Here is a 15814-nt window from a genome sequence, read left to right as displayed (position 1 = left end):
TGCACATTTTATGATTAAATTTGAAGATAGGATTGGTAGCCTATGAAAAATTTACACAAAAGTCTGTAAAGGGTCGAAAAATAATCTATAACTCTAAATTTTTTTTTAATTTTTCTATCGCTTCTTTTGTATATTTATTAACTTTTATGGTTTTACCTTCCTTGGGCTTATTATAATCTATAGTTACGTCTATTTTATTAACCTTTGAAAAGAAGGTTGTATTATTTAATCTATGTATAAACTGATCATGTAGTTCTTTAACTTTTGATTTTAATATCTCTCTATCACTTTGCAGGATAATTTTTTGTGGAGAATAAAAGACAATTTCGGTTTCATTTAAATATGGTAGATTTAATTTCTGTAGCTCTTTATTTGCAACTTCAAGAGTTGTTTTAAGATGTGATACTTTACTTATTAGCTCTTTACTCGCATAAGTTGAATTAGTTATTTTTTTTCGGGTTTTATGTGAGTTAATTTTAGCAACCTTTTCAGGGACTATTTTTATGCTCATTATTTTTAGTAAACTCTTTTTGTATTCTCTAACTGAGAATAGAATATTTGAGTCGCTTTGTCTATAGCTACTGATCGACCTTGCTTTGAGCATACTTTAACATTGTATTGTTTTGGATATATTTGTCCTGAAGTTTTATCAGTAACTTGAAGCTCAATTTTATTATCAAGACAGTAATTTTTATCTTTATAGGAGCTGTTATAGTTTTCTAATTTTAGAGCGATATAAATATTTGCGAGGTCTTTATTATTAACTATTGTATAGTTATTAACTTTTAGAAATTTTTCTAACGAGTCATAAAAAAATCCACTATTTTGTTTATCAACATATATTTGTATACTTCTTTTGAGATTAATTAGTTCGTTATCTATATTGTTTAGCTTTATCATTTGCTGTTCAATATTTATATTAGGAGATAGTATTAGTAATGTTCGAAGGCTGCTTTTTATAATTCTAATATTATTATTTACATTTTGTGCTATATCAAATCTATAAAGAGAGCTTTTATTTTTGATATTAGTAAAAGATTCGATTGCTTGATTCAGATTACTTTTTATAATATTTTGCAAGTTGCTGATAGTTTGTTGCTTATTGATTTGTATCTCAATATAGTAAGTATCATACGATTTTGTTTGATTGATAATATTATAATTAGGGATATTAAATTTAGTTGTATGTGTTGTAACTTGTTGGATTAATTTTTGTGAGACATTATTGTTATTTATAATGTTTTCAAAGCTTGTAGTCGAAGAGACTACCACTTGTAACCTTTGAGTCATATCTGCTAGAGCATTATTTGTTGCTTGATCCAAAGTATCGCCAGTTCCAAAACCATATAGTAGGTTATCTGAATTATTTTGTCCATTTGTAAACCATAAAGGAGCTATTGGCTTAGGTTTACTTATATTATGAGATATTTTAGGTGTAGATTTCTTTGTCTCATTATTATTAAAATTAAGTGGGTTATAATACTCAGTTGGAGTACTACATCCTAGAATTGTTATACAGGCTAAGCTAATAAATAAATACCTCATTATTATAAGTTTGCCTATAATTGTTATAATATTGTATCTATCTTAATTTAAATTTCTTATAAACTCTATATAATGTATCTTCAGAGTATTATATTTATTGTAAATTTTTATAAGAGAGTTGGTTAAATAATAATGTTAGGTTTAGTTCAAAAAATTATTGGCAGTCGTAACGATAGGTTTATAAAAAAGATTTCTAAAACGGTTGAAAAGATTAATTCATTAGAAGCTGAAGTTGAAAAACTTACAGACGAGCAGATTAAAGCTAGAACAACTGAATTCAGAGAAAGATTAGCAAAAGGTGAGACTTTAGATAGTTTGCTACCAGAAGCATTTGCAACTGTGAGAGAAGCCGCAAAAAGAACTAAAAATATGCGTCACTATGATGTTCAGCTGATTGGAGGTATAGTTCTACATCAAGGTAAAGTAGCTGAGATGAGAACTGGTGAAGGTAAAACGTTAGTAGCGACATTACCTGCATATCTAAATGCATTGACTGGCGAAGGTGTCCATGTAATTACAGTGAATGACTATCTTGCAAAGCGTGATGCTGAACTAATGAGTGAAATTTATGAGTTTCTAGGGCTTACGGTAGGTGTAATTGTTGCTGATCTAGATCCTGAGCAACGCAAAGAGTCTTATGCTTGTGATATTACTTATGGTACAAACAATGAGTTTGGTTTTGACTATCTTAGAGATAATATGGCTTATGAAAAAGAGCAACAAGTTCAAAGAAGCCGTAATTATGTAATTATAGATGAGGTTGACTCAATCCTAATTGATGAAGCAAGAACTCCTCTAATAATTTCTGGAGCTTCTGATGATAGTTCTGACATGTACAACCTTTTTAATAGATTAGTACCTTTCTTGGAAAAGCAAGATAAAGAAGAAGTTGAGGAAGGCCAAGAACAGAAAGATTTCTACGTTGATGAGAAATCTAAAAATGCATATCTAACAGAAAAAGGTTATGCAAAGATCGAAGGTATGCTTAAAAAAGAAGGCGTACTTGAGGAAGATGATAACCTTTATAGCCCACATAATATTACAAAAATGCATTATTTAAATGCTTGTTTAAGGGCACAATCTCTATATCAACTAAACGTTGACTATATAGTACGTGATCAAGAAGTTGTAATTATTGATGAAAGTACTGGTAGAGCAATGCCTGGACGTAGATGGTCAGATGGTCTACACCAAGCGATAGAAGCAAAAGAAGGTGTTAAGATAAATGCTGAAAACCAAACAATGGCATCTATCACATTCCAAAATTTCTTTAAACTATATAATAAAATAGCAGGTATGACAGGTACTGCAGATACTGAGGCTTTTGAGCTTCATTCTATTTATAACTTAGAAGTTATAATTATACCTACGAATAAACCTCTAATTAGAAAAGATCATCATGATGAGATCTACGGAAGTGTTAGAGAAAAGTTTGATGCTATAGTTGTTGATATCAAAGAGAGAATCTCTAGAGGTCAGCCGATATTAGTTGGTACTGCGTCTATTGAAGCATCTGAAGTTCTATCTACTTTATTAAAGAAGAAAAAAATCAAACACAATGTCCTAAATGCTAAGCAACATGAAAAAGAAGCAGGCATTATTGCAATGGCAGGTTATCCTGGTAATGTAACAATTGCAACAAACATGGCTGGTCGTGGTACAGATATTATCCTTGGTGGTAACTGGGAAGTTGAGATTGCTGAGTTAGAAGATGCTACTGAAGAAGATATTGCTAAGATCAAAACAGAATGGCAGCAGCGTAATGAAACTGTTAAAAATGCTGGTGGTTTATGCATCATAGGTTCAGAAAGACATGACTCACGTAGGATTGATAATCAGTTAAGAGGGCGTGCTGCTCGTCAAGGTGATCCTGGTGAAAGTAAATTTTATTTATCTATGGATGATAATCTTTTAAGAATCTTTGCATCTCAAGGTATGGCTGAGAGAGTTAAAAAAGGTCTAAAAGGTGGAGAGTCTTTAGCATTTGGATTTATGTCAAAAGTTATTTCAAAAGCTCAAGGCAAGGTAGAGAATTATCACTTTGATATTCGTAAGAATCTTTTAGAGTATGATAATGTTGTAAATACACAGCGTAAAGTTATCTATGAGCAAAGACAAGCTTTCTTAGATGCTGAGGATGTTAGCGATATCTTAGCGGATATCCGTATAGATGTAGCAGAACAGCTATTCCATGATTATGTTCCAGCAGGTTCTATGCACGAGCTATGGGACTTAGAAGGTTTAGAAAAAGCTCTTAAATCTGACTTTATGATAGAGGTTGATTTACAGAAGCTTTATAAAGAAAATGATAATCTTGGTGAGGAAGATCTAAAAAGGCTTGTAAGAGAAGCAATCACTCTAGAGTTTGATGAAAAAACAAAAGAGCTAGAAGCAGAGGCTGTTAAACAATTTGAAAAATTCTCGTTATTACAAGGTTTAGATAATCACTGGCGTGAGCATTTAAGTTCGATAGATCATTTACGTAATAGTATCAATCTACGTGGCTATGCCCAGAAAGATCCTAAAAATGAGTATAAGAAAGAAGCTTTTGAACTTTTCTCAAGTATGCTTGATAGCTTTAAATATGAAGTTATATCTTCTCTAGCTAAGATCAGAATCTCTACGGAGGAAGAAACTCAACGAGCTCAAGAAGAGTGGAAAGAATCTATGGGTGATATTAAAGCAGAGCATGAGAGTATCATTGATAATAACCAAAGAGAAGATGAGCAAGAGCTACAACAAGAAGAAGCTCCTAAAGTCCAGCAAGTTAAAAGAGAAGGACCTAAGATAAAAAGAAATGATCCTTGTCTATGCGGTTCTGGTAAAAAATATAAGCAGTGTCATGGGAAAGTTGAATAATTTTTAGATAAATTATAAGTTTCTATGATTAAGCTTGAGTCACATAATCCATCTTGGAGTAAAAAATTTCAGTTAGAAGCTCAAAGTCTAAAAAATATTCTAGGGAATAATTGTTTAGAATTACATCATATTGGTTCCACAAGTATTCCAAAAATATATGCTAAGCCTATAATAGATATTCTTATTGTTGTTAATGATCTTGCTAAAGTTGATCTTTGTAATATTAATATGACAAAGCTAGGCTATATTGTTAAAGGTGAATATGGCTTTTTTATGAGAAGATTTTTTATTAAAGAAAATGCTTTTCATGTCCATATTTTTGAAAAAGGTAATTCTGAGATAGATCGGCATCTAAAATTTAGAGATTGGATGCGAACTCATACTCGAGATAGATTAGCATATGAGAGTTTGAAGAAAAATTTGGCTAAAAAATATCAAAATGACATAACTGCATATTCTATTGCTAAGACTGATTTTGTTACTCATATTGAAGAGAAAGCTGGCTGGGATGGTATAAAAATATGCAAAGCTTTTACAGAGCTTGAGTGGGATAAAGTAGCTCAGTATCATAGCAAATATGATTTAAATATAGAGTATAAGAGTCTAAAAAATGATAGCTCTAATACACATTTTCTACTTTTCAAAAGAGAGTTAATAATAGGATATGCTTATCTACAAATGCGCAATGGAAAAATTTCTATTAATATTTTAGAAGTAGATAAAAAATATCAATACTCGTCTGTTGAAGAATATTTTAGAGCTAGTATTCAAAGATGGCTTAATTTAAAAGAGCTCAAAGATTAGCATAGAGTTCAGCTATAAATTCTATTTATAAAGTGGTTTTGCACACCTGAGAGGTTTTTGTATATAGTGAATACAAATAATATTTATGCTATTCTTTTATTTATGAGATCTAATGTTGGCTGATTTTTCATCATGAAAAAATTTCTTAAAAAGTTTTTTTTCTTAAAGAGAGAGGCTTTTGAAATAGGTAAGATTATTGCCTTGGGAACCTTTATATTTGCAGGATATAACTTGTATGTGGGTAATAAAATTAGTGAATCAAATTTAGAACTTAATAAATTAAGAATAATACAGAATGGTTTTGATTTTATACTCAATGAGAAAAACCATGGTCGTGGTGAAATTCTTAAGACGTTAATGGAACTTGATGTGCGTCCTACAGGGTTAAATCTTAAAAAAATATTTATAAATTCTTTAAATTGCACAAATTTATGCACTTTCTCAGAGTCAAACTTATCAGACTCTGAAATCAAAAATTCTACTTTTTTAAAATCAGTTTTCTATAATACTAACTTTAGTAATGCTGTTTTTTATAATAACAATATAGATTATGTTGACTTTAGATCTGCTAATTTATGTGGTTCTGAATTTATTGATAATGACCTGAGTAATGTCAAGTTTAAAAGTAAGTCATCTTATATTAAAGAATGTGGTATTTCAAAAGTTCCATGTATAACAAATAGAGGTTCTAAGAACAATAAATATGATCTACCAGTATGCAGCAATAGCCCTTCAGCAGCAGATATACCTAAAAACTCTACATAATAAACTGAATTAGGCTAATTTGTTGAACTTAAAGATAAAATAGATAGTTAAATTTTTGATACAATACTCATTTATATTATTTATATATAAAATTTATGAAAAACTACTTACTACAAATAGAATACTTTGGAAAGAACTATTGTGGATGGCAAAGACAGTCTCATTCTCCCAGCGTTCAGGAAGAGCTAGAAAAAGCTTTATCTAAAATTGCAAATCATAATATAGAAGTAACTTGCGCCGGTAGAACAGATACAGGAGTTCATGCTACTTCGCAGATTGTTAATTTCTATTCAGATGCTGACAGACCTTTAAGTGCTTGGCAAAGAGGCGCTAATGCTTTATTGCCGAAAGCTATTAAGATATTAGATATAAGAGAGGTTGATAATAATTTTAATTCAAGATTCTCTGCAATAAATAGAACATATAATTACGTTATATATAACTCTACGATAAGCTCACCTATTTTTGCAGAGCATTGTTTATGGGAAAATCGTAAACTTGATATTCTCAAAATGAATCAAGCTTGTGAGTATCTTTTAGGAGAACAGAACTTTAGTTCTTTTAGATCATCACAGTGCCAATCTAATACACCATTTAGAAATATTCAAAAAGCTGAGTTTATTAAACAAGGAAATTTTATAGTTTTTGAAGTTATTGGAAATGCTTTTTTACATCATATGATTAGAAACTTAGTAGGATCATTACTAAAAGTAGGCTTAGGTTTACAATCGCCAGAATGGATTAAAGAACTTTTAGATGCAAAAGATCGAACTCAAGCAGCTGAAACAGCAAAAGCGCATGGTTTATATTTTGTAGGCGTTGAATATTCAGATTTCCAATTTAAACGTCAGATAATGAATTTATTTTTCTAATTAGATCAATTAAGGATTATTTTATTTGTATTACTTTTATAACCTATTAGTTATACTGATATATAGGTATAAAACATAGATTTATAAGTATGAAAAAACTATCTACTATAGCAGTTATCTTCATATCTACTGGTGGAATGATTGGCAGTGGATGGCTATTTTCTCCATATTATGGATTTCAGACAGCTGGCCAAGGCGTTATAATTTCATGGCTTATTACAGCTTTTCTTACTTTACTTGTAGCTCTATGTTTTGCAGAGGTTGCTTCTATGCTACCTATAGTGTCAGGAGCTATGCGTTTTTTACGAATTACACATTCTCGAACATTAGGGTTCTTATTTGTTACTTTGGGTTGGGTAAGTTATTTGGTTTACTTACCATTAGAAGCTCAGTCAGTAGTTCAGTATTTAGGGTTTTGGTTTCCAAGCTTTGTTAACTCTAGTTCTAAAGGAGTTTTCTTATCATACTTTGGAGTTTCTATAGCATTTTTTATTATGTTAGGTTTAACTTATCTTAATACTTACCAGTTGAAAAATGTTGCAAAGATTAATTCAATAGTTAGTATCTGGAAGATTTTTTTGCCGATAGCTATTGCTGTAGGGATGCTAGCTGTTTATGGGTCTTTTAAAAACTATCATGCAAATACATCACATATTACTGTTAATTTTGAGCATATATTATTGGCTATTACTGGTTCTGGCTTGGCTTTTGCTTTCTTTGGTTTTCAGAATGGTCTAATAGTGGCTAATTCTGCAAAAAATCCAAAACTAGCGATTCCTTTATCTCTAGTAGCTCCTGTAGTAGTTGGCCTGACAATGTATGTATCTTTATCGTTGCTTTTTATGTTTTGTATACCTGGATCTGTAAAAGGGTTTGATGGAGGTGTGGCACCTTTATTAGGCTTGTTGAGCTTATTTAGTTTACATATTATCTATACGATATTGTTTATAGATGCTATGGTTGCGCCATTAGGGACAGGCAATGTTTATACTGCTGTTACAGGTAGGATTCTTCAAGCTTTCGGATTAGAGTTTTTCAAAAAATCAGTTTTAACAAGATTAAATAAAAACCATGTACCTATATTTTGTATTTGGATTAACTTTTTTGTGGGCTTGCTCTTTTTATTTCAGTTTCCAACTTGGACAACTTTAGTAAACTTTTTATCATCTTTAGTTTTATTTAGTTGTTTATCAGGGCCAGTAGTTTTGATTATCTTTAGAGATAAATTCCCTGAAATAGAGAGGAAGTTTAAACTACCTTTTTACAAGTTATTTGGTTATTTAGGATTTATATCTTGCTCATATTTTATATATTGGTCTGGTACTTTCAACTTATTGTGTTTAGTTATATTAGTTGCTTTGGCTTGTATCTTTTACTGGTTTGTTTTTATGCGTAATAATTTTATTGAAGTATTTAAGCAAACATGGTTTGTTTGTGCATATATTATATGTTTATGGGGTATTTCATACATTCATGAATTAAAACTAGTAACCTTTCCTTATGATAACTTTATCGTTGCTATAATTGCTATTTTATTTTTAAATGTGTTTATAACTACACAGGCTTCGACAGAAATTATTCAGAAAAATATACAAGGAGTTATGTCAGAGGTTGAGAACCTTAAAAGTAGTTAAATAATCGTTTTTTCTTGTCAAAAGCTAATTACAATTAAGTCCATTTAGGATAAAATAACGCATTAATCATTTGTTTATTTTTAGAAAAAATAATGACAGATATACATAATCATAAAATTTTGATTTTAGATTTTGGCTCGCAATATACACAGCTTATTGCTCGTAGAGTCAGAGAAGTTGGTGTTTTTTGTGAGATTTTTCCTCACGATATAGATAATGAGTTTATCAAAGAATATAACGCAAAAGGGATAGTTCTTTCAGGTGGGCCTGAGTCTGTTTACGATTCTCATATAAAAGCTCCAGAAATAATTTTTGATTTGGGAGTTCCTGTGCTTGGTATTTGCTATGGTATGCAGACTATGGTTATGCAACATGGTGGCGAAGTTAAAGGTTCTGATCAAAGTGAATTTGGTAAGGCAATGATCGAGGTGTTAAACTCTCAGAACAATATTTTTTCGAATTTAGATAGTGAGCAATTAGTTTGGATGAGCCATAGCGATAAAGTTACACAAACGGGTGAGCATTTCGAAGTGATTGCATCTTCTGTGAATGCACCTGTAGCAGCTGTTGCCCATAAAACTAAGCCTTTCTTTGGTGTACAATTTCATCCAGAGACAACTCATACAGAAAATGGTAAACAAATTGTAGAGAATTTTGTTGTGAATATCTGTGGTTGTGACACTTTATGGAATATTGATAATATTATTGAAAATGATATTGTTGAGATTAAAAAGCAAGTTGGCTCAGATAGAGTTATCTTAGGTTTATCAGGAGGTGTAGACTCATCTGTTGTAGCTGCAATCTTACATGAAGCTATAGGTGATCAGCTAACTTGTATATTTGTAGATACTGGTTTACTTCGTTTAAATGAAGGTGATCAAGTGATGGAAGTTTTTGCAGAGCATATGGATATTAATGTTATTCGTGTAAATGCAAAAGATAGATTTCTAAGAGCTCTAGAAGGAGCTTGTGATCCTGAGCAAAAACGTAAAATCATTGGTAAGCTTTTTGTAGATATATTTGATGAAGAAGCTGCAAAAATCGAAAATGCTAAATGGCTTGCTCAAGGCACTATATATAGTGATGTAATTGAGTCAGCAGGCAACAATAAATCAAAAGCTCATGTTATCAAATCTCATCATAATGTAGGTGGCTTACCTAAAGAGATGAAACTAAAGCTTTTAGAGCCATTAAGAGAGCTTTTTAAAGATGAAGTGCGTAGACTAGGCCTAGGCTTAGGCTTACCATATAACATGCTTTACAGACATCCTTTTCCAGGTCCTGGATTAGGTGTGCGTATATTAGGTGAGATCAAAAAAGAATATGTAGAAACTCTACAAAAAGCAGATGCTATATTTACAGAAGAGTTATATAAGCATAACTTATACCATGATATTTCTCAGGCTTTTGGCGTGTTTTTGCCAGTTAAATCTGTTGGTGTCGTTGGTGACCAACGTAGATATGAATACGTAATAGCTTTAAGAGCTGTTGTGAGTATTGATTTTATGACTGCAACATGGGCAAATTTACCTTATGATTTCCTATCGTTGGTTTCTAATAGAATAGTCAATGAGGTGAAAAAAGTTTCTCGTGTTGTTTATGATGTGACAGGTAAACCACCTGGAACTATTGAGTGGGAATAATATGAATACAAAATATAGATCTACATGTCATTGTAATGCTATAGAATTACAATTATATCTGCCGAATGGTTTAGAAAATTTAAGGCGCTGTAATTGTTCTATTTGTAGCAGAAAAGGAGCAATTGTAGCTTCTGTATTATTAGATAACCTTGAAATTATAAAAGGTCAAGAAAAGTTTACTAAATATACTTTTGGTACACATACTGCTGAACATTATTTTTGTTCAGTTTGTGGTATATACACGCACCATAAAAGAAGATCAAATCCTAATGAATATGGTATAAACATAGCTTGTATTGATGGTGTGGATATAGATAAATTTAAAAATGTTGAATATTTAGATGGTAAAAACAATCATCCAGCAGATAAGTAGATATAAAAGATATGTCAAAATACAAAATTTTAGATAAGATAAACACTCCAAAAGATCTAAAGTATCTTTCTGAAAGTCAGCTTAAGGAGCTATCATCAGAGCTAAGAAGTTTCTTAGTTGATACGCTTGATGTTAGTGGTGGACATTTTGCAAGTAGTCTAGGAGCTACAGAGCTAACTGTAGCTTTGCATTATGTTTATAATACACCATATGATAATATCGTCTGGGATGTTGGACATCAAACCTATATTCATAAAATTCTTACAGGAAGAAAAGATCAGTTAGTAACCATCAAAAAAGATGGTGGAATATCTGGTTTTCCAAAGCGTAGTGAGAGTGAATATGATACTTTTGGTGTAGGGCACTCTAGTACCTCTATTAGTGCTGCTATTGGTATGGCAATAGGGGATAGGCTAAAAGGTAAACCATCTAGTACTGTAGCGGTAATCGGTGATGGAGCTATTACAGGTGGTATGGCATTTGAAGCTCTAAATCATGCTGGTGGTATAAAAGAGGATGTTTTAGTAGTCTTAAATGATAATGAAATGTCTATTTCGGATAATGTAGGTGGACTTTCTGCTCATTTTAGTAAGATTATCTCTGGAGGTTTTTATAATAGCATTCGCGAAAAAGGTAAAGAAGTTTTAAGAAATATTCCTCCGATGTTTGAATTTGTCAAAAAAATTGAGACTCAAACTAAAGGGATGTTTGTTCCTGCAAACTTTTTTGAAGATTTAGGATTTTATTATGTTGGACCGATAGATGGTCATGATGTTAATGAGTTAGTAAAAACTTTAAGAATCTTAAAAGATCATAAAGGACCTAAATTATTACATATAATAACTAAAAAAGGTAAAGGCTATACTAAAGCTGAATCAGATCCTATTAAATTCCATCATGTAGCGCCGAGTTTTCACACTGGAGAGAGTAGTGCTAAAGCATCAAAACCAACTTATTCAAACATTTTTGGTAATTGGATTTGTCAAAAAGCAGCTAAAGATGATCGTTTAGTGGGTGTTACTCCTGCAATGAAAGAGGGTTCTGATTTAATAAAATTCTCTCAAGAGTATCCTAATAGATATTTTGATGTTGCTATTGCAGAACAGCATGCTGTTACATTTGCAGGAGGCTTAGCTTGTCAAGGTTTAAAACCTGTTGTAGCTATTTATTCTACATTCTTACAAAGGGCCTATGATCAAGTCATTCATGATGTTGCTTTGCAGAATTTAGATGTTCTATATGCAGTAGATAGAGCCGGTCTAGTTGGTGCAGATGGCGCGACACATGATGGAAGTTTTGATTTATCATTTATGCGTTGTATTCCAAATCATATAATAATGACACCTAGTGATGAAAATGAAGCTCACCATATGCTTGATCTAGGTTATGAGTATCATGGCCCAGCTATGGTACGTTATCCAAGAGGGGCTGGTATTGGAGCTGAAGTTACAGATGAATTAGACTTAGAGCTTGGTAAATCAAAATTGATAAAAGAAGGCTCTAAAGTAGCTATATTTAATTTTGGTGTTTTACTGCCGGTTGCTAAGCAAGTTGCAGATAAATATAATGCCACAGTTATAGATATGCGCTTTGTAAAACCTCTTGATGAACAAGCAATAGATAATATTTGTAAATCACATAAAATAATCTTAACTTTAGAAGAGAACTCTGTTGCTGGTGGCGCAGGTTCTGCTGTTAATGAATACTTAGTAGCTAATGACTTAAATAAGGATTTAACTATAAGAAACTTTGGTCTTCAAGATGAATTTTTAAATCATGGAACAAAAGATTTATTACTAGACCAAAGCAATCTTTCTTGCGAAAAAATATCTAGTGAACTTGATAATATTCTTAAATAATTAATTTAAAAATCATACATATATCTTATAATTATAATTAGAGCTATTTTAGTATGCGAGTAAATGAAAAAAATAATTATAGCTATAATTGCTTGTATTATAATTTATCTAATTTATTATGTCTTTTTCTCAACTAGTTATAATAATTGGCATATTATTAATAGTAATCCAAAAGGCAAAACTATAGTTGCTTTTGGTGATAGTCTAACAGCAGGTTATAGAGTAGATAAAAAAGATAACTATCCATCTCAGCTTTCTAAAATGATTAATCAACCTATTATTAATATGGGGATATCTGGCGAGACAACTCAGCAGGCTTTAGAGAGAATTAATAGTGTAGTAGCTAAAGACCCTAAGATTGTTCTTATAACTTTAGGTGGTAATGATCTTAAAAAGAGAATTCCTGCTGGTGAAGCCTTTGACAATCTCAAGCAAATAGTTGAGATTCTACAAGCAAATGGAGCACTTGTTGTTATTGGGGGATTGGATATTCCTTACTATACTAATGATTATGCGAATGATTATATTACATTTGCTAAGGATAATGGCTGCTTGCTTGTTCCTAATGTTCTTGATGGACTATTTGGTAATAAGAAATTAATGGTTGATACAGTTCACCCTAATGCAAAAGGATACACAATTGTAGCAAAAGAATTTTATAATGTTATTAGTGACTATATTAATTAATAAGTTATGAAGAAAAACGAGTTATTCTAGCAATTTCTTCTTTTGTATAAGAATGAAAAACATCTAATAACCCTAATTTTTTACGAATATATGGTAAAGAAAAATAACCACGAATATATTTTTCACCTTCTTTGTTTTTATCAGAAACAACAAAGTGAGGATGCGTAGAGTTTATTAGCGTATTTAATATATGACCAATTTTTGCTTCTTTAATAATTGCATAAGATGCAACATTAACCATTGATATATCAAATTTAGCATCATCAGCAGTTAGTTCAGCAGGTTTAACACCAGCATCTCTAGCTCTTTCTTGTAAACCTTGACCTTCAATATAATGTAAAGAAATAGTACCTGTAACTTTATCACTAGAGTTAGTTACAAGTGCATAATCTAAGTGATTATCAATTAATTTAGCTTTTACATCTTTTATATGAGTATCACCTCTAATTGCTAAAGCTTTATGTGCTTCAAAGTCTCTAAAAACTGCTAATGCTGGACTATCTAAAAATAATAAACGATTTACTTCATCTTTAAGGTATTCGACAGATTTAGCATCTTTAAAGTGAGAAAGCTCTATTTTTTTGAATTCTTTTAGATCCACTAGTTTCTCCTAGTATAAATAATGGAATAATTACTTAAATTTTAGACAAAATATTTGCCTTTTTCAAAGGTTATTAGCTATTATTTACACAAGATAAAATTTTAATTAATACAGTATGGCAAATTACTTAGTTACTGGTGGTTCAAATGGAATTGGGAAGGCTCTCATTGATATATTAAAACAGGATAAAAATAACCAAGTTTTTAATATAGATTTTATAGAACCAGAGAATAAAAATGATGCTAAATTTATCAAAACTGATTTAACTAAAGAGCAAGATATACAAAAAGCTTTAGCTAGTCTTAAAGATGTTTCATTTGATGGTATATTTTTAAATGCAGGAGTATTAATCAAAGGCTCTATTTTTGATATTGAGGTACAAGATATTAAAAAAGTATTTGATGTGAACATTTGGTCTAATATTTATCTGATTAAAGGTTTGAAAGAAAATATTAGTAATGGCGCTTCTATTGTATTTAATGGCTCTGATCAATGTTTTGTCGCAAAATCAAATAGCTTTGCTTATACGACAAGTAAAGGTGCTATTGCTCAGATGACAAAGTCGTTAGCTATTGATTTAGCTAAGGATAATGTCCGTGTAAATGCGGTCTGTCCAGGAACTGTCGATACAGATTTTTATAGAAATTTGATACAAAGATATGCTCAAAATGTAGGAATATCATTTGAGCAAGCACACAAGGGTGAAGAGGAAGAATTCCCTTTACAAAGAATTGCTCAACCAGAAGAGGTTGCAAATTTGGTGTACTTCTTATTTAGCGATAAAAGTAAATTTATGACTGGTGGTTTGATTCCTATAGATGGTGGTTATACAGCTCAATAGTTTTACGATAAAATATATAACAGTGTTATACTTTTAGTGTAAGTACTTATAATTTATAAATTAAGATATGATTGAAACAGATAGAATAATTTCAGCAAATACTGCTCAAAGTAATGATGAAAATGTTATAGATAGAGCTATTAGGCCGAAGACTTTAGCTGAATATGAAGGTCAACCAGTAGTAAGAGAGCAGATGGAGATATTTATCGAGGCTGCAAAATCTCGTAATGATGCGCTTGATCATACTCTTATATTTGGCCCTCCAGGCTTAGGTAAAACGACCTTGTCAAATATTATCGCTAATGAAATGGGCGTGGAGCTTAAACAAACAAGTGGTCCAGTTTTAGAAAAAGCAGGAGATCTAGCAGCACTTTTAACAAACCTTGAAGAAAATGATGTTTTATTTATTGATGAAATTCATCGTTTAAGTCCGGTTGTTGAAGAGATTTTATATCCTGCTATGGAAGATTATCAGCTTGATATTATGATTGGAGAAGGTCCAGCTGCTAGATCAATAAAGATTGACCTACCACCATTTACATTAGTTGGAGCTACTACAAGAGCAGGATTGCTGACATCGCCTCTTAGAGATAGATTTGGTATTATTCAACGTTTAGAGTTTTACTCTGTTGAAGATCTGGCAAAGATTGTTTATCGCTCTGCTAAGTTACTTGAGTTAGAGATAACTGAGGATGGAGCACAAGAGATAGCTAAACGTTCAAGAGGAACTCCTAGAATCGCAAATAGACTATTACGCAGAGTTAGAGATTATGCTCAAGTAAAAAGCTCTGGTGAAATAAATTATGAAACAGCTGACAAAGCTTTAACAATGTTAAAAGTAGATCCTGTAGGCTTTGATCATATGGACCATAGATATCTATTAACACTTATTGAAAAGTTTGGTGGTGGTCCAGTTGGATTAGATACTATAGCTGCAGCTTTAAGTGAAGAAAAAGGTACGATTGAAGATGTTATCGAACCTTATTTGATTCAACAAGGTTATATAATGCGTACTGCAAGAGGGCGAATAGCTACTTTAATAGCATATAATCACTTTAAGTTAAAAATCCCTGAGAACTTAAATCCTGACAAGCAGCAGAACTTATTAATTTAGTTATTTATCATCTTGATATATAAGAATATCTCCCGGTTGGCAATCTAAATATTTACAAATAGCTTCTAATGTAGAAAACCTAACTGCTTTAGCCTTTTGATTTTTAAGTATAGAAAAATTTTGCTCAGTAATCCCAATAGCTTGAGCTAGTTCTTTTGATCGAACTTTTTTATCTGCCATAATAGCTGCTAAATTAATCTTTATAGCCATATTTAAA

Annotated in this window: 15 protein-coding genes; 11 read left to right on the top strand and 4 right to left on the bottom strand. The window is 31.3% G+C overall.

Annotated elements, in window-relative coordinates; all coding sequences use genetic code 11:
* Nucleotides 1–85 precede the first annotated feature (85 nt).
* Nucleotides 86–511 carry a hypothetical protein gene (locus tag AB8E56_RS05720; protein ID WP_329478938.1) on the bottom strand — a complete coding sequence of 142 codons (426 nt, stop codon included), beginning with the start codon at nt 509–511 and terminating at the stop codon, nt 86–88.
* A gap of 5 nt (nt 512–516) precedes the next feature.
* Nucleotides 517–1545, bottom strand: coding sequence for an LPP20 family lipoprotein (locus AB8E56_RS05715; protein WP_329478936.1), 1029 nt, complete (start codon nt 1543–1545; stop codon nt 517–519).
* 132 nt (nt 1546–1677) lie between these two features.
* Here AB8E56_RS05715 and secA point away from each other — a divergent pair, with 132 nt between their 5' ends.
* The 9 genes from secA to AB8E56_RS05670 all read left to right on the top strand — a co-directional run bounded on the left by secA (nt 1678) and on the right by AB8E56_RS05670 (nt 13041).
* The gene (gene secA, locus AB8E56_RS05710; protein ID WP_329478934.1) at nt 1678–4404 is read left to right on the top strand and encodes a preprotein translocase subunit SecA; all 2727 of its coding nucleotides are present in this window, start codon (nt 1678–1680) and stop codon (nt 4402–4404) included.
* Nucleotides 4405–4428: 24 nt separating this feature from the next.
* Nucleotides 4429–5208 (top strand): GrpB family protein, encoded by a 780-nt coding sequence (locus AB8E56_RS05705; RefSeq protein ID WP_329478932.1) that lies wholly within the window; start codon nt 4429–4431, stop codon nt 5206–5208.
* Between the two features lie 132 nt (nt 5209–5340).
* Nucleotides 5341–5973 (top strand): pentapeptide repeat-containing protein, encoded by a 633-nt coding sequence (locus AB8E56_RS05700; RefSeq protein ID WP_329478930.1) that lies wholly within the window; start codon nt 5341–5343, stop codon nt 5971–5973.
* Nucleotides 5974–6068: 95 nt separating this feature from the next.
* Entirely contained in the window at nt 6069–6845 is a 777-nt protein-coding gene (gene truA / locus AB8E56_RS05695) for a tRNA pseudouridine(38-40) synthase TruA (RefSeq protein WP_329478928.1), read from the top strand.
* Between the two features lie 89 nt (nt 6846–6934).
* Complete coding sequence (locus AB8E56_RS05690; protein WP_329478926.1) at nt 6935–8479, top strand: APC family permease; 1545 nt, start codon at nt 6935–6937, stop codon at nt 8477–8479.
* Between the two features lie 92 nt (nt 8480–8571).
* Complete coding sequence (guaA, locus tag AB8E56_RS05685) at nt 8572–10122, top strand: glutamine-hydrolyzing GMP synthase (protein WP_329478923.1); 1551 nt, start codon at nt 8572–8574, stop codon at nt 10120–10122.
* A 1-nt stretch (nt 10123) separates the two neighbouring features.
* Complete coding sequence (locus AB8E56_RS05680) at nt 10124–10495, top strand: GFA family protein (RefSeq protein WP_329478921.1); 372 nt, start codon at nt 10124–10126, stop codon at nt 10493–10495.
* 11 nt (nt 10496–10506) lie between these two features.
* The gene (dxs, locus tag AB8E56_RS05675) at nt 10507–12354 is read left to right on the top strand and encodes a 1-deoxy-D-xylulose-5-phosphate synthase (RefSeq protein WP_329478919.1); all 1848 of its coding nucleotides are present in this window, start codon (nt 10507–10509) and stop codon (nt 12352–12354) included.
* A 63-nt stretch (nt 12355–12417) separates the two neighbouring features.
* Nucleotides 12418–13041, top strand: a complete 624-nt coding sequence (locus AB8E56_RS05670) for an arylesterase (protein ID WP_329478917.1) — start codon at nt 12418–12420, stop codon at nt 13039–13041.
* Between the two features lie 4 nt (nt 13042–13045).
* Here AB8E56_RS05670 and AB8E56_RS05665 read toward each other — a convergent pair whose 3' ends face one another.
* The gene (locus tag AB8E56_RS05665; RefSeq protein WP_329478915.1) at nt 13046–13642 is read right to left on the bottom strand and encodes a hypothetical protein; all 597 of its coding nucleotides are present in this window, start codon (nt 13640–13642) and stop codon (nt 13046–13048) included.
* Between the two features lie 115 nt (nt 13643–13757).
* Here AB8E56_RS05665 and AB8E56_RS05660 point away from each other — a divergent pair, with 115 nt between their 5' ends.
* Nucleotides 13758–14483 carry an SDR family oxidoreductase gene (locus AB8E56_RS05660; RefSeq protein WP_329478913.1) on the top strand — a complete coding sequence of 242 codons (726 nt, stop codon included), beginning with the start codon at nt 13758–13760 and terminating at the stop codon, nt 14481–14483.
* Between the two features lie 67 nt (nt 14484–14550).
* Complete coding sequence (gene ruvB / locus AB8E56_RS05655) at nt 14551–15597, top strand: Holliday junction branch migration DNA helicase RuvB (protein ID WP_329478911.1); 1047 nt, start codon at nt 14551–14553, stop codon at nt 15595–15597.
* On the opposite strand, the gene AB8E56_RS05650 is transcribed toward ruvB, so the two are convergent.
* A complete protein-coding gene (locus AB8E56_RS05650) occupies nt 15598–15807 on the bottom strand; it encodes a helix-turn-helix transcriptional regulator (protein WP_329478908.1) in 210 nt (69 codons plus the stop codon).
* Nucleotides 15808–15814 lie beyond the last annotated feature (7 nt).

The organism is Francisella sp. 19X1-34, assembly GCF_041102755.1.
Taxonomy (GTDB): domain Bacteria; phylum Pseudomonadota; class Gammaproteobacteria; order Francisellales; family Francisellaceae; genus Francisella.
The sequence above is the reverse complement of the archived record's forward strand: the minus strand, read 5'-3'. Positions and strand labels throughout refer to the sequence as shown.

What these genes read in the sequence shown, in the direction of transcription:
- AB8E56_RS05720 (WP_329478938.1), bottom strand. Translation starts at nt 511, where the DNA reads ATGAGCATAAAAATAGTCCCTGAAAAGGTTGCTAAAATTAACTCACAT.
- dxs (WP_329478919.1), top strand. Translation starts at nt 10,507, where the DNA reads ATGTCAAAATACAAAATTTTAGATAAGATAAACACTCCAAAAGATCTA.
- ruvB (WP_329478911.1), top strand. Translation starts at nt 14,551, where the DNA reads ATGATTGAAACAGATAGAATAATTTCAGCAAATACTGCTCAAAGTAAT.
- AB8E56_RS05660 (WP_329478913.1), top strand. Translation starts at nt 13,758, where the DNA reads ATGGCAAATTACTTAGTTACTGGTGGTTCAAATGGAATTGGGAAGGCT.
- guaA (WP_329478923.1), top strand. Translation starts at nt 8,572, where the DNA reads ATGACAGATATACATAATCATAAAATTTTGATTTTAGATTTTGGCTCG.
- AB8E56_RS05650 (WP_329478908.1), bottom strand. Translation starts at nt 15,807, where the DNA reads ATGGCTATAAAGATTAATTTAGCAGCTATTATGGCAGATAAAAAAGTT.
- AB8E56_RS05700 (WP_329478930.1), top strand. Translation starts at nt 5,341, where the DNA reads ATGAAAAAATTTCTTAAAAAGTTTTTTTTCTTAAAGAGAGAGGCTTTT.
- AB8E56_RS05705 (WP_329478932.1), top strand. Translation starts at nt 4,429, where the DNA reads ATGATTAAGCTTGAGTCACATAATCCATCTTGGAGTAAAAAATTTCAG.
- AB8E56_RS05670 (WP_329478917.1), top strand. Translation starts at nt 12,418, where the DNA reads ATGAAAAAAATAATTATAGCTATAATTGCTTGTATTATAATTTATCTA.
- AB8E56_RS05680 (WP_329478921.1), top strand. Translation starts at nt 10,124, where the DNA reads ATGAATACAAAATATAGATCTACATGTCATTGTAATGCTATAGAATTA.
- secA (WP_329478934.1), top strand. Translation starts at nt 1,678, where the DNA reads ATGTTAGGTTTAGTTCAAAAAATTATTGGCAGTCGTAACGATAGGTTT.
- truA (WP_329478928.1), top strand. Translation starts at nt 6,069, where the DNA reads ATGAAAAACTACTTACTACAAATAGAATACTTTGGAAAGAACTATTGT.
- AB8E56_RS05690 (WP_329478926.1), top strand. Translation starts at nt 6,935, where the DNA reads ATGAAAAAACTATCTACTATAGCAGTTATCTTCATATCTACTGGTGGA.
- AB8E56_RS05715 (WP_329478936.1), bottom strand. Translation starts at nt 1,545, where the DNA reads ATGAGGTATTTATTTATTAGCTTAGCCTGTATAACAATTCTAGGATGT.